The organism is Flintibacter sp., from assembly GCF_046973065.1.
Window position 1 is genome coordinate 21,112 of the sequence record NZ_JBKVXZ010000037.1, and the last position, 12,410, is coordinate 33,521.

The following is a 12,410-nucleotide window of genomic DNA, read 5'->3' on the forward strand; positions in this document are numbered from 1 at the left end:
CTACATATGAGTGAGGGGAAACATCATGTCCGTATCCAAAGTTTATTTTACTGATTTTCATACTGAGGCCTTCGGCGACGGCCTGCCCACCAAGCTGAAAAAGCTGATCAAGCGGGCCGGCATTGCCGACCTGGACCTGGAGGGTAAGTTTGTCGCCATCAAGATGCACTTCGGCGAGCTGGGCAACATCAGCTATCTGCGTCCCAACTACGCCCGTGCGGTGGTGGACGTGGTAAAGGAGCTGGGCGGCAAGCCCTTCCTCACCGACTGTAACACCATGTATCCCGGCAGCCGGAAGAACGCCCTGGAGCACCTGGAGTGCGCCTGGCAGAACGGCTTTACGCCCCTGACTGTGGGCTGTCCCATCCTCATCGGTGACGGTCTGAAAGGCACCGACGATGTGGAGGTGCCCGTGGTGGGCGGCGAGTACGTGGAGAAGGCCAAGATCGGCCGGGCTGTGATGGACGCCGATGTGTTTATCTCCCTGACCCACTTCAAGGGCCACGAGATGACCGGCTTTGGCGGCACCATCAAGAACATCGGCATGGGCTGCGGCTCCTGGGCCGGCAAGACCGAGCAGCACGCCAGCGGCAAGCCCCAGATCGACCCCAAGCTGTGCCGGGGCTGCACCCGCTGCCAGAAGGAGTGCGCCAACGGCGGCCTGGTCTTTGACAAGGAAGCCCGGAAGATGACCGTGGATCAGAACAACTGCGTAGGCTGCGGCCGGTGCCTTGGCGCCTGCAACTTTGACGCCATCTACTTTGTCAACGACAACGCCAACTCCACTTTGAACTGCCGCATGGCTGAGTATACCAAGGCGGTGCTGGATGGCCGTCCCAACTTCCATATTTCTCTGGTGGTGGATGTGTCTCCCAACTGTGACTGCCACGGGGAGAACGACATCCCCATCCTGCCCAACATCGGCATGTTTGCCTCCTTTGACCCCCTGGCCCTGGATCAGGCCTGCGTGGACGCCTGCCTGGCCGCTCAGCCCATGCCGGGCAGCCAGCTGGCCAAGCATCTGGCCGACCCCAACTTCCACGACCACCACGACCACTTCACCAACTCCACCCCCGAGTCGGAGTGGAAGAGCTGCCTGGAGCACGCAGCCAAGATTGGACTGGGCTCCCGGGAGTATGAACTGATTGAGATGTAAAGGATAGAAACTTGCCCCGCCTGGAGAGCCAGGCGGGGCGTTTTCTGTTTACTTTGCCCCGAAAGTCTGGTACAATCAGAGGGCAAAGGGAGGCTGTCATGAAAGAGAAGATCCTGTACTACTGTACCGAATGTGGAAATGAGACCCCCAAGTGGCAGGGCAAGTGCCCGGCCTGCGGGGCATGGAATACGATTGTGGAGCGCCCGGCGGAGAAGGCCTCCAAAAAGGGACCGGTGCGCTCGGTGGGCAGCGGCCTGGGGGTGGCGGTGAACCGTCCCAAGCCCATCGCCCAGGTGGAGACCACCGACGAGCGCGCTTTCCACCGGAATGGGCGAGTTGACCGGGTGCTGGGCGGAGGAGCCGAAGGGCTCTCTGGTGCTGGTGGGCGGCGCGCCGGGCATCGGCAAGTCCACCCTGATGCTCCAGATCTGCGGCTCTCTGTGCCGGTTTGCCAACGTGCTGTACGTCTCCGGCGAGGAATCCGAGCGGCAGATCAAGCTGCGGGCCGAACGGCTCAAAGTAGGCGGGGAGGGGCTGTACCTCCTGTCGGAAACCAGCCTGGACAACCTGGTGGACGCCGTCCACGAGTTAAAGCCCGATATCCTGATTGTTGACTCCATCCAGACCCTCTACCACGGGGACCTGTCCGCTTCGCCGGGCAGCGTGAGCCAGGTGAAGGAGTGCACCATGGCCCTGATGCAGCTGGCAAAAGGGGAGGGGCTCACCATTTTTGTCATTGGCCACGTCAATAAGGAGGGCTCCATCGCCGGACCCAAGGTGCTGGAGCACATGGTGGACTGTGTCCTGTACTTTGAGGGCGAACGGCATATGTCCTATCGCATCCTCCGGGCGGCCAAAAACCGTTTCGGTGCCACCAATGAAATTGGCGTGTTTGAGATGGAGGACGGCGGGCTCAGCGAGGTGCCCAACCCCTCGGAGACCCTGCTGGCCGGCCGGCCGGAGGGCGTGCCCGGCTCCTGCGTCACCTGCGTGATGGAGGGCGTGCGGCCGGTGCTGGCCGAGGTGCAGGCCCTGGTGGTGCCCAGCAGTTTGGGCAACCCCCGGCGGGTGAGCAACGGCTTTGAGTATAACCGGGCCATGCTGCTGCTGGCCGTGCTGGAAAAACGGGGCGGCCTGCTGCTGGGGAACTGTGACGCCTATTTGAACGTGATCGGCGGTCTGTCTCTGGACGAGCCCGCCGCAGATCTGGCTGCCATGATGGCCATGGCGTCCAGTTTTCGGGACAAGCCGGTGCCCAGCGACCTGGCCGCCATCGGTGAGGTGGGACTAACCGGAGAGCTGCGTGCCGTGAACACCTTGGGGCAGAGGCTGTCCGAGGTACGGCGGCTTGGCTTCACCAAGTGTCTGATCCCCAAGCGCACCCAGGGGAAGCTGGTGGTGCCGGAGGGACTGGAGCTCATCCGGGTGGCCAACATTCGGGAGGCTCTGGCGGCCTTGCTGTAAGGGCTTAGAAGCCAGGGGCACAAAGTTGACACAGCCATAGCCGGGCCGGCCCCAGGAGCCGGCCCGGACCAATTCACATAGCCCGTCCCGCTGATAGACGCAGGGGTCGGTGCAGTGGATCAAACTCATGGACACACACCTCCAAAAAACGGGTGTCCAAAGTATGTCCGCCGCGCCGCCGCTTTATCCGGCGGGACAGATCATCCGAAAGGAGGGGCCGCTGTGGCCTATTTTCGGGTAACTACATAAGTCAACAAAATAAAAATTTTGTTGACTAGAGTGGAGGCTAAAACGGCCTCTGCCCTGGATTTGCCCGATTTTGGCCGGTTTCCGGCCATCCCGGCGGCCGCCGCAATATGATAGATTATCGTACCGAAGCACCACCTATTTTACGTGATTTTCTTGTTTATCATGAGACCATTCAGGGCCACTCCCGGGCCACCGTGGACGAATACTTTCTGGACCTGCGCAGCTTTTTCCGATTTCTCAAGCTGGACAAAGGCCGCGTAGCCAAGGACACGCCGTTTGATGAGATCTCCATTGATGACGTGGATCTGGATCTGGTCCGCGGCGTCACGCTCAGCGATGTGTATGCCTATATGAACTATCTGTCCCGAGACCGTGCGGTCCATCCCAACAGCTCCGACGCCCACTACGGCCTGGCGCCTGCTGCCCGTGCCCGCAAAGCCGCCGCCATCCGTTCCTTTTATAAATACCTCTCCAGCAAGGCCAAGCTCATCACTGAAAACCCCATGCAGGACCTGGACGCACCACGGCTGAAAAAGACGCTGCCCCGTTACCTGAATCTGGATGAGAGCGTGGAACTGCTCAGTCATGTGGACGGCCCCAACCAGGTGCGGGATTACTGTATCCTAACTCTGTTTCTCAACTGCGGCCTGCGAATCTCCGAGCTCATCGGCCTCAATGTCACCGATGTACGCGGCGATCAGCTGCGGGTGTTAGGCAAGGGTAACAAAGAGCGTGTTCTCTTTTTGAACGAGGCCTGCCGCTCTGCTTTGGATGACTGGATGACGGAGCGCTCCACCCTTACCCTGCTGGATCAAAACGCCCTGTTCGTCACCCCCCGCAACCGCCAGCGCATCACCCGGGCAGCGGTCCATAAGCTGGTAAAAAAGCATCTGTCTGCCGCCGGACTGGACAGTACCAAGTACTCCTCCCACAAGCTGCGCCACACCGCCGCCACCCTGATGCTGCAAAACGGCGTGGACGTGCGCACCCTTCAGGAGGTGCTGGGCCACGACCACCTGAACACCACTCAGATCTACACCCACGTGGACAACGATGATCTGCGCACCGCCGCCCGGGCAAATCCCCTGGCTAAGGTGCGGAAAACAGCAAAAGAAAAGAAAAAAGACGAATCATAATCAAAAAATGCGCCGGAAACTTGGTCCTACCAAGCTTCCGGCGCATTACCTCTTCCCTATCCCCTCTTACATTTTACCTTTACTAGCTCCGTTCCCAGCCGCCAAAGAGGCAGCAGATAGAGGAAAAACGTAAAGCAGATGCTAACCATAGGCGCTCCCACCGAGGCCAGCGGCACTCCGGCCGCAATGGACCAAGGGATCAGCGGTGCCGCTACCACCGCCGTATCCTCCAGGGCGATGGCGGTCTCCTCCCGGCTGGGCTGGGCGTCCTTGCACAGCTGGTGGGTCAGAATGATAGCCAGCGTCTGATTACAGGCCACGGCAGAGGCCAGCACGCCGGTGCACAGCATGGCCCCGTAGGGGGTGATGCGCCGGCTGAGAGTCAGAATGGCCTGCTGCAGCCCGTCCAGCAGCCCGGTTTTTTGGAAAATGCCCGAGTAAGCCGAGGAGATGCACACGATGACGGCAACCTTCACCATAGAAATGACTCCGCCGCCGTTGAGCATGGCCCCCACCGCCTCCTCCCTGGCCTGGTAACCAAGCAGGGCGCAGTGCAGCAGCTCCACCGGCTGGACCCGCTGGAGAAGCAGGCAGATGGGAATAGCGGAGAGAATACTGGCCCCCATGGCCCACTTCACCGGCACCCGGCCCAGCGCCAGCGCGAAAATCACCAGAGCGGGCAGCAGCGCGATCCAATGCAGTTGAAATTCCGTCTCAAACAAAGCAGCCAGATCCAGAGAGGTCTGGGTGTGGGGTGTGACCATGCCCACAAAAAGGTACAGCAGACTGGTCACCACAAAGGGCAGCCAGGCGGTACGCAGCATGGACCGGATGTTGTCAAAGATGCTGGTCTGGGTAAGCTCTGCCACCAGCAGAGCGCTGGTGGACACAGGAGAGCATCGGTCTCCGAAGAACACGCCGGAGAGCACCGCGCCTCCGATCAACACCAGAGGCACTCCCATGGCTGTGCCCAGAGTGGCGCAGATGACTCCCATAGTGGCCGCCGCGCCAAAGGCGGTACCGGTCAGAACCGAAACCAAGCAGTTGAGCAAAAAGGTCATCAAAAGGAATACAGAGGGCTGGATAAACGGCGTGGTGTAGCTGATGATGGCCGGAATGGTACCCGAAGCCCGCCACAGGGCGGTGAGCACGCCGATGAGCAGGAATGTGACCAGAATGTTCCGGGCGGTTTTGACTCCGTCCAGACACATACTCCCCAGCTCCCGCCAGCCATAGCCTCGCCTGCGTCCGTAAGCCAAAAAGATGACTAATCCAACCGCCAGAGCGTACAGAATGGACCAGTTCAGAGCCACGCACACCACCAGAGCAGCACAAAACAGCAGCAGCGTCAGCGTTTCCACGTCTCCATCTCCCCTCTCTCCTGCCAATTAGCATAGCACACCCAGCTCCAAATGAAAAGAGGGCAGACAAGCGCGCCAGGAATCTGGAGAATATCCAGATTCCCGGCGCGGTCAATCGTAAGGCGTTTTGTTATGAATCTGCCCGCCGGACGGTAAGGAAATAGTGCTCTGTCTCCGCTTCCAGCTCCACGGTCTTGATGCCTGCGTCCAGGTCAAAGCCGAAGTTCTGCCACAAAATTTCAATCTGTCCCCGGTCTTCCAGAGTGGCAGTCTGCTCCGTACAGGTAAGGTTAGAACCCAGGGTGGTCACCAGATCGTAGCCCCGTGTTCCCTGATTGGCCCGGTCGCAGCTATAATCGTAGCTGGCCTCTTTTTCCATGGATACGGTCACCGTGAGGCTGCCCCCGGCGGGGACCGTTACCTGGGTTTCCAGCCAGCACACCCGCTGGATGCCCTCCGCGTCGGAGGCCACATCCTCCAGCCAACCGGAACTGTATCGCGATTTTTCCTGGGCAGTCAGCCCGCCATAGGCCAGCAGCTGTTCTAAAACCACACGGTAATAGAGTTCAAAGTCCACCTGGGTTTCCCGGCCATTGGTCATCCGGGTCAGCACCTCCCGCAGCATGGTATCAAGGTCGCTCTCGTACCGCTCCACGGTGACGCCGCACCCCTCCAGCTGTGGGGTATCCTCATCCACGCCGCCGGCGATATAGCCTCCCACGGTCAGATTCTTAATGTCCTCCCCGATCACCAGCAGATAGAAAGGTTCCCCATAGTTGGACTCCCGCTCTTCCGGGATGGAGAAGCCCTGGACCATAGCGCCGCTCTCCGGATCATACCGGCAGGCATGGAAGCCATAGGTCAAAACACGGGTTTTATTGTAATCCAGATCAAAGGCTGCACGAATGGTGGGATTGGATGTCTCTCCTCTGTCCTCGGGCGCGTAGGGGTCAGTGAATTGATAGACCGTCACAGAGATTCCGCTTACATCGGGGGCCGTCCCCAGGGCACGGGCCAGATAGCTGCCGTCGGAGAGCAGATCCCGGTAGTTCTCCCAACTCTCTGTGGCATCCAGATTGATGCTGCCCCCCTCCTCGCCTTCCAGCAGACCTCCGCCCCCTTCAAACGCTCCGGCATAGGAGCCCAGATACAGATCGGTTTCCACCTCGCTCCCGTCCACAGTCAGCACCGGAAGCTCCAGGCTGTGCAGTGAGGTGACAAAGGGGTAGAGCAGGGTGATGTCCTGATCCGTTTCCCCATGGTTCGTCAGAGTATACGCGTCGGTAACCAGGATGTGGTCGTCATATCGCTCCAGCTCCAACTCTTCATCCCACACCGGCACCCAGGGAGCAAAGTCCAGGGTAATGGCCCGTTGGGCGGTAATATTTTTGTTTTCCTCCCGCAATGTCATGGGAAGCACCGGCCCGGCGTAGGACTGAAAGGTGATGGCACCGTCCGCGCCGCTGACAGGCTGGCTGGATCGTCCGCCCAGCAGGGGAATTCGTCCGGTGACAACCCCTACCACCAGGCAGAAGCAGGCGGCCAAGGCTGCCCAGCGGCCCTTTTTACGCTTCTTTCTGGGCTCCAGGGCCGGGTCGATCATCTCGTCGTTCAGGTGGCTGATGGCCTCAAAGAGGCGCTCGCTCTGTTTGCTCATAACACCACGCCCTCCTTCTCCAGCGCCTGACGCAGACTCTGGCGCAGCCGCCGCAGCCGTTGGGCCAGTCCGTTGGAGGAACAGCCTAGTCCGGCCGCCAGTTCTTTGACTGCCTCTCCGCACCAGTACCGGCGGAGAAACAAATCCCGCTCCTCCTCATCCAGAGCCTGAAGCCACCGCTCCACCGCCCGGGCCACCTCCTGGGCCTCCCACTGCTCCTCCGCGCTGGGCACCGCCGGGACGCACTCCTCCAGTTCCAGCACCAACGCCTCCATTCCCCCGCCCCGCTTGGCGCTGTACCGCTGCCGCCAGCGGTCAATGGACAGGTTGCGCACGATGCGGCACAGGTAGGCCCGCAGACTGTTGGGCCGCTGAGGCGGCATGGTATTCCAGGCCCGGTGCCAGGTGTCGTTGACGCACTCCTCCGCGTCGGGCCGGCTTTGCAGAATGTTGTAGGAGACGCTGCGGCACACCGGGCCGTACTTCTCCTCCGAGGCGGTAATGGCCCGCTCCTCCCGCTTCCAGTATAAGGCCACGATCTGCTTGTCCTCCATGTGGGTTTCCCCCCTTTTCCCTTCACCTATTCAGACGGAATTGCCCGGGGAATATGACCAAAATTCTTTCTTTTATTGTACCATGGGAGAAAAATCCTGCCAATGCTCTCGTCCCGCCATTGCGAAACAGTCTCCCCTGTGCTACAATTTATCCCGATGTTTGGAAATTTCTCAGAAAAGAGGGTTTATTTATGTATCCCATCTATGTTTTGATCGCGCTGCTGCCCCCGGTAGCTATGCTGATCGTGGGTATCTGGTGGAAGGTATCTCCCCCCAAGATGGAGGGAAAAGGTCTGGCCTACCGCACCCAACTGTCTACCAAGAGCCCGGAGGCGTGGGCCTTCGCCCACAAGCACTGCGCCCGGCTGTGGGTGCGCATGGGCGTGATTCTGACCGCGGCGGCGGGCATCGCCATGTACCTGCTGCGGGACCAGGACTACCAGACCTTCCTCATCTGGATCCTCGCGGGCGAGATGGCTTTGTTCTGCGTCTCCGCCTTCCTGGTGGACGCCCTGCTGAAAGCAAATTTTGGAGAATAAGTAAGAAGTGGCCCGTCCGGCATAGCCGGACGGGCCTTTTTTGTCTATGAGGATAGGCAGACCTGGGCCAATACGGCGGCCATTTTGGTCTGGTAGCCCTCCTGACGGAGCATTGCCTCCTCCTCTGGATTGGAGAGAAAGCCGCACTCCACCAACACTGCCGGGCAGTCCACGTGATTCATCAGATACACATTGTCGCCGATGGGCTTGGCCTGACGACTGTTATCGGGCTGCAAATTGGTCTGAATGGCCTGCTGGAAGGATTCCGCCAAGGCCTGGGAATCCTGGGTGGGAGCAAAGAAAACCTGTGAGCCGTGGTATTGACTCTGGGAGAAGATATTCTGGTGGATACTCACCAGCACCGCTCCCTCCAGTGCCTGCACGGTCTCGGCCCGGTTGTGCAGGTCGGAAACCTTCTTCTCCCGTAACGTTTCCGCCTCCGGGTCGTGCAGGGAGATATCCTCCTCCCGCATAAGGTAGCTGTTCTCCCCGTAAAAGCCCAGCAGGGCGTCCAGCCGTTTAGCAATGGCCAGATTGATCTGGCTCTCCGGTACCCCAGTCACCGACACCGCACCTCCGTCTTCCCCGCCGTGCCCCGGATCGACCACCCAAACCCGCTCTCCTTCCGGCCAGGAAGCCGCCGGAGCAACCGCGCCCAGATAGGTCTGCACCAACATTCCCGCACTCAGCACCGCCAACAGCCCCGCTAAAATCAGCAGGGACCCCCATCTCATCCTCTTCAACCGCACATCCCCCCTCCCCGTATTCTATGGAGCGGGGAGGTCGACTATGTATGGACCCTCCCGCCCTGAGGTGCATAGGATGCACCGGGAGGCCGCTCAGCCTCCCAATCCCAACCGAGGAGGAATTATCTTGAATATGGAAAATGGCAGCTCCTGCCCTCTGCCCAGCTGCCCGGACCGCTACGGCACTCTGCCGTCCTGCGCGGGTCTGTCGGTGCCCTATGTTCCCTTCCAACAGGAAGGTTCTCAGAAATATAGCCAGAGCGACGCGCTGAGCAATGGCACTCTGTTTCCCGGCCTGAATCTTCCCTTCCGCCTGAAAGTGGAGGGCAGTACCGTCCCTGTCGGTCCCCTGGCCGAGCTCCAGGCTCTGGAGTTTGTGGTCGCGGAACTTGGCATGTATCTGGATACACATCCCAGCGACCAGGAGGCCTTCGACCTGTTTCAGAAGTACGCCGCTATGGAGAAGAGCGCCCGGGAGACCTATCAGGCCAAGTTTGGCCCTCTGACCCAGAGCGCCTCTGCCAACGGGGAGAATTACCAGTGGCTCAAGGAGCCCTGGCCCTGGAACTATGCGCAAAACGAGGTGAAGTGACATGTTTCTTTATGAGAAAAAGCTGCAGTTCCCGGTAAAGGTGGCCACTCCCAACCCCAAGCTGGCCTCCTTCATCATCAGCCAGTACGGCGGCCCCGACGGCGAGTTGGGTGCGGCTATGCGCTACCTCTCCCAGCGCTACGCCATGCCCTATGCGGAAGCCAAAGGCCTGCTCACCGACATCGGCACCGAGGAGCTGGGCCACATGGAGATGGTGGCCGCCCTGGTCCATCAGCTCACCCGAAACCTGAGCGACGAGGAGGTGCGCAATAACGCCTCCTTCGCCCCCTACTTTGTAGACCACACCACCGGCGTCTACCCCACTGCCGCTTCCGGTTTCCCCTGGAGCGCGGGAGGCATGCAGTCCACCGGCGACGTGATCGCCGACCTCACCGAGGACCTTGCCGCAGAACAGAAAGCCCGCGTCACGTATGACAATATCCTGCGTCTCAGCGACGATCCCGATGTAAACAACGTCATCCGCTTCCTGCGGGAGCGGGAGATCGTCCACTTCCAGCGCTTTGGCGAGTGCCTGCGGCTGTGCAAAGAGAAGATGGACGCGAAAAATGTCTATTTTACCAACCCTGCCTTTGACAGTTCTCCTGCTCCTCAACCCCGCACCGGCATGGCCAAGGGATAAGAAAATGCCGCCTGGACCCTTCGTCCAGGCGGCGTCCTTTTTATGAAATTAGAGTGCTATGCCGGGCAAAGCCCTCCACCGCAGCGGCCCAGGCGTCCGGCGCGCACCTGGATGAGCTGAGCGGTGACGCTCACGGCGATCTCCGCCGGAGTCTCTCCTCCAATGTCCAGGTCGATGGGCAGATGAATGGTCTCGATCTGTTCCCGGGAGAAACCCCGGCGCTCCAGCTCCCCCCACAGAAAGGCTTTCTTTTTGCGACTGCCCATGCAGCCTACATAGTAGGGGCGCTGCTCCAGCACCTGACACAGGACCTCCAGGTCGTGCTGGTGACCCGGCGACATAACCACCGCATAGTCCCGGCGGGTGAGCTGTACCTGCTCCCCGATATTCTCAAAGGAACCCAGCACCACCTTCTCCGCCCCGGGAAAGTTCTGGGGCTGGGCAATCTCCTCCCGGCTGTCAAAGACCACCACCCGAAACCCTACTTGGGAGAGCATGGGGGCCAGAGCCTGTCCCACATGGCCGCCGCCGAAGAGATACAGCACTCCGTCCCAGCCCATGGGTTCGGTGTACATCCCGTCCTCGAAAAGAGGGGCGGTCTGAGGGCGCCCCGCCAGCGTTTCCGGCAGTTCTCCTTCTCCATATGCCACAAGGTCATATACTTGCTCCTTATTGTGAATTAAAAGCAAGCAAGGATTTCCACTTTTCAAAAATTCAATTAGGCGCTCCAGGTCAGCCAGCTGCTTCTCCCCCAGAGTCTGGATGCACACCGTTACCGCTCCGCCGCATACCATGCCGGTCCGGCTGGCCTCGCCCCCCAGGGAGTAGTGCTCCAGGCCGCCCTGGGCTGTGCCATCCATCACAGCAGAAGCCCGCTGCTGGACCAGGTTCTCCACCGCGCCGCCGCTCACCGTGCCAATCCAAGTCCCGTCGGACAGCAGCGCCATCCGTGCCCCAGCTCCCCGGGGTGCGGAACCCGCACTGTCTACGATGGTACACAGCACCGGCGCGCCGCCCTGGCGGATACAGTGTGTGAGAGCGGAAAAAAAGGTGTAATCGGTCATGCTTTCCTCCTAATACAAGTAAATTCGCTTGTCGCCCTGATAGGGGACCACCCGGCCCACCAGTTGGGGCGCAGGCACCCGGTTGTCCTGCCGCAGCTCTTCCAGCAGAGCCGGTGCGTCCTCCGGGTGGACGGCCATCATCAGGCCACCGGAGGTCTGGGGGTCGTACAGGAGGTCCTGAACGGCCAGCTCGGTCTCTCCCGGCTCCACCCAACTTTCTGCAAAGTGGCGGTTGCGGTATACCCCAGCGGGCAGCACCCCCAGCCGGGCCAGCTCCAGAGCCTGGGGAATGAAGGTGATGCCGGACAGGTCCAAATGAACCTCCGCCTCGCTCCCCTGGGCCATCTCCAGCAGGTGGCCCATCATGCCGAAGCCCGTGACGTCGGTGCAGGCATGGACCCGGTATTTTACCATGATATCCCGGGCGTACTTGTTGAGGGTCATCATCAGCCCCTCGGCAAAGGTTCTTGTCTCCTCGTCGGTCAGGCTGCCCTTGATGCCGGCGGTGAGCACCCCGATACCAACGGGCTTGGTGTAGATGAGCACATCTCCAGGCTGTGCCCCGGAGTTGGTGAGCAATTTGTCCGGATGGACAAAGCCGGTCACTGCCATGCCGTACTTGGGCTCCTTGTCGTAGATGCTGTGGCCGCCGGTGATGATGGCTCCCGCCTCGTAGGCCTTCTCGTAGCCGCCCCGGAGGATGGCGTGGACCGCCTCCTTGGGCATGTCCTCGGGCACTGCCATCACATTGAGCGCCAGCTTGGGCTCTCCGCCCATGGCGTACACATCGGACAGGGCGTTGGCCGCGGCAATGGCACCGAAGGTGTAGGGGTCATCGGCGATGGGGGGAAAGAAGTCTACCGTTTGCACCAGAGCCAGTTCGTCGGACAGCTTGTACACCGACGCGTCATCGCTGCGGTCGTAGCCCACCAGCAGGTTGGGGTCCTGGCGCACCTTCAGGCCTTCCAGAAGCTTGCTGAGCTCCCCCGCACCCACTTTCGCGCCGCACCCGGCGCACTCGGCCAGTTTGGTCAGTTTGATTTCGTCCATTCTCAGCCCTCCAATGCATGGGTCAGGTGGAGCAGAGCCTCCAGCACACCGCCGCCTACCGCCAGGGCCTTGTCCGAGGCGCACAGGCAGTGGTCCGGCTTACACCGGGGGTCAATGTCCCCGCACTTCATGCCCTTAAACACCTCAATGCCGTCCTGGAGCAGTCCCCGGAGACAGCCGTCAATGGTGCACCGTATGGGTG

At 60.5% G+C, this 12,410-nt stretch carries 11 protein-coding genes and 2 pseudogenes; 6 read left to right on the forward strand and 7 right to left on the reverse strand.

Annotated features, from left to right (window positions below):
- Window positions 1-25 precede the first annotated feature (25 nt).
- The 3 genes and pseudogenes from ACLTXB_RS12810 (at window position 26) to ACLTXB_RS12820 (ending at window position 4,005) form a co-directional block, all read left to right on the forward strand.
- Window positions 26-1,156, forward strand: coding sequence for a DUF362 domain-containing protein (locus ACLTXB_RS12810; protein WP_428227268.1), 1,131 nt, complete (start codon window positions 26-28; stop codon window positions 1,154-1,156).
- 98 nt (window positions 1,157-1,254) lie between these two features.
- Window positions 1,255-2,620, forward strand: a pseudogene (gene radA / locus ACLTXB_RS12815) (DNA repair protein RadA).
- A gap of 356 nt (window positions 2,621-2,976) precedes the next feature.
- Entirely contained in the window at window positions 2,977-4,005 is a 1,029-nt protein-coding gene (locus ACLTXB_RS12820) for a tyrosine-type recombinase/integrase (protein ID WP_428227269.1), read from the forward strand.
- Between the two features lie 56 nt (window positions 4,006-4,061).
- Here ACLTXB_RS12820 and ACLTXB_RS12825 read toward each other — a convergent pair whose 3' ends face one another.
- The 3 genes from ACLTXB_RS12825 to ACLTXB_RS12835 all read right to left on the reverse strand — a co-directional run bounded on the left by ACLTXB_RS12825 (window position 4,062) and on the right by ACLTXB_RS12835 (window position 7,577).
- Window positions 4,062-5,366, reverse strand: coding sequence for a Na+/H+ antiporter NhaC family protein (locus ACLTXB_RS12825; protein ID WP_428227270.1), 1,305 nt, complete (start codon window positions 5,364-5,366; stop codon window positions 4,062-4,064).
- A gap of 130 nt (window positions 5,367-5,496) precedes the next feature.
- Window positions 5,497-7,023, reverse strand: a complete 1,527-nt coding sequence (locus ACLTXB_RS12830; protein WP_428227271.1) for a hypothetical protein — start codon at window positions 7,021-7,023, stop codon at window positions 5,497-5,499.
- Window positions 7,020-7,577, reverse strand: a complete 558-nt coding sequence (locus ACLTXB_RS12835; RefSeq protein WP_428227272.1) for an RNA polymerase sigma factor — start codon at window positions 7,575-7,577, stop codon at window positions 7,020-7,022. The genes ACLTXB_RS12830 and ACLTXB_RS12835 overlap by 4 nt, the downstream gene beginning before the upstream one ends.
- 191 nt (window positions 7,578-7,768) lie before the next feature.
- On the opposite strand from ACLTXB_RS12835, the gene ACLTXB_RS12840 reads away from it, so the two are divergent.
- Entirely contained in the window at window positions 7,769-8,116 is a 348-nt protein-coding gene (locus tag ACLTXB_RS12840; protein WP_428227273.1) for an SdpI family protein, read from the forward strand.
- Between the two features lie 44 nt (window positions 8,117-8,160).
- Here ACLTXB_RS12840 and ACLTXB_RS12845 read toward each other — a convergent pair whose 3' ends face one another.
- A complete protein-coding gene (locus ACLTXB_RS12845) occupies window positions 8,161-8,850 on the reverse strand; it encodes an N-acetylmuramoyl-L-alanine amidase (RefSeq protein ID WP_428227275.1) in 690 nt (229 codons plus the stop codon).
- Window positions 8,851-8,995: 145 nt separating this feature from the next.
- On the opposite strand from ACLTXB_RS12845, the gene ACLTXB_RS12850 reads away from it, so the two are divergent.
- A complete protein-coding gene (locus ACLTXB_RS12850) occupies window positions 8,996-9,454 on the forward strand; it encodes a spore coat protein CotJB (protein ID WP_428227276.1) in 459 nt (152 codons plus the stop codon).
- Between the two features lies 1 nt (window position 9,455).
- Window positions 9,456-10,094: a manganese catalase family protein gene (locus tag ACLTXB_RS12855; RefSeq protein WP_374738229.1), complete on the forward strand. Its 639-nt coding sequence runs from the start codon at window positions 9,456-9,458 to the stop codon at window positions 10,092-10,094.
- A gap of 56 nt (window positions 10,095-10,150) precedes the next feature.
- Here the strand turns inward: ACLTXB_RS12855 and ACLTXB_RS12860 are convergent, their stop codons facing one another.
- The 3 genes and pseudogenes from ACLTXB_RS12860 to ACLTXB_RS12870 form a co-directional block, all read right to left on the reverse strand.
- On the reverse strand, window positions 10,151-11,158 hold the full coding sequence (locus tag ACLTXB_RS12860) for an XdhC family protein (RefSeq protein WP_428227274.1): 1,008 nt from the start codon (window positions 11,156-11,158) through the stop codon (window positions 10,151-10,153).
- A gap of 9 nt (window positions 11,159-11,167) precedes the next feature.
- On the reverse strand, window positions 11,168-12,214 hold the full coding sequence (gene selD, locus ACLTXB_RS12865) for a selenide, water dikinase SelD (protein ID WP_428227277.1): 1,047 nt from the start codon (window positions 12,212-12,214) through the stop codon (window positions 11,168-11,170).
- Window positions 12,211-12,410: pseudogene (locus ACLTXB_RS12870) on the reverse strand (selenium-dependent molybdenum cofactor biosynthesis protein YqeB); the annotation flags it as partial. The gene selD and the pseudogene ACLTXB_RS12870, both read right to left, overlap by 4 nt.

What these genes read in the sequence shown, in the direction of transcription:
- ACLTXB_RS12810 (WP_428227268.1), top strand. Translation starts at nt 26, where the DNA reads ATGTCCGTATCCAAAGTTTATTTTACTGATTTTCATACTGAGGCCTTC.
- ACLTXB_RS12820 (WP_428227269.1), top strand. Translation starts at nt 2,977, where the DNA reads ATGATAGATTATCGTACCGAAGCACCACCTATTTTACGTGATTTTCTT.
- ACLTXB_RS12830 (WP_428227271.1), bottom strand. Translation starts at nt 7,023, where the DNA reads ATGAGCAAACAGAGCGAGCGCCTCTTTGAGGCCATCAGCCACCTGAAC.
- ACLTXB_RS12835 (WP_428227272.1), bottom strand. Translation starts at nt 7,577, where the DNA reads ATGGAGGACAAGCAGATCGTGGCCTTATACTGGAAGCGGGAGGAGCGG.
- ACLTXB_RS12840 (WP_428227273.1), top strand. Translation starts at nt 7,769, where the DNA reads ATGTATCCCATCTATGTTTTGATCGCGCTGCTGCCCCCGGTAGCTATG.
- ACLTXB_RS12845 (WP_428227275.1), bottom strand. Translation starts at nt 8,850, where the DNA reads ATGAGATGGGGGTCCCTGCTGATTTTAGCGGGGCTGTTGGCGGTGCTG.
- ACLTXB_RS12850 (WP_428227276.1), top strand. Translation starts at nt 8,996, where the DNA reads ATGGAAAATGGCAGCTCCTGCCCTCTGCCCAGCTGCCCGGACCGCTAC.
- ACLTXB_RS12855 (WP_374738229.1), top strand. Translation starts at nt 9,456, where the DNA reads ATGTTTCTTTATGAGAAAAAGCTGCAGTTCCCGGTAAAGGTGGCCACT.
- ACLTXB_RS12860 (WP_428227274.1), bottom strand. Translation starts at nt 11,158, where the DNA reads ATGACCGATTACACCTTTTTTTCCGCTCTCACACACTGTATCCGCCAG.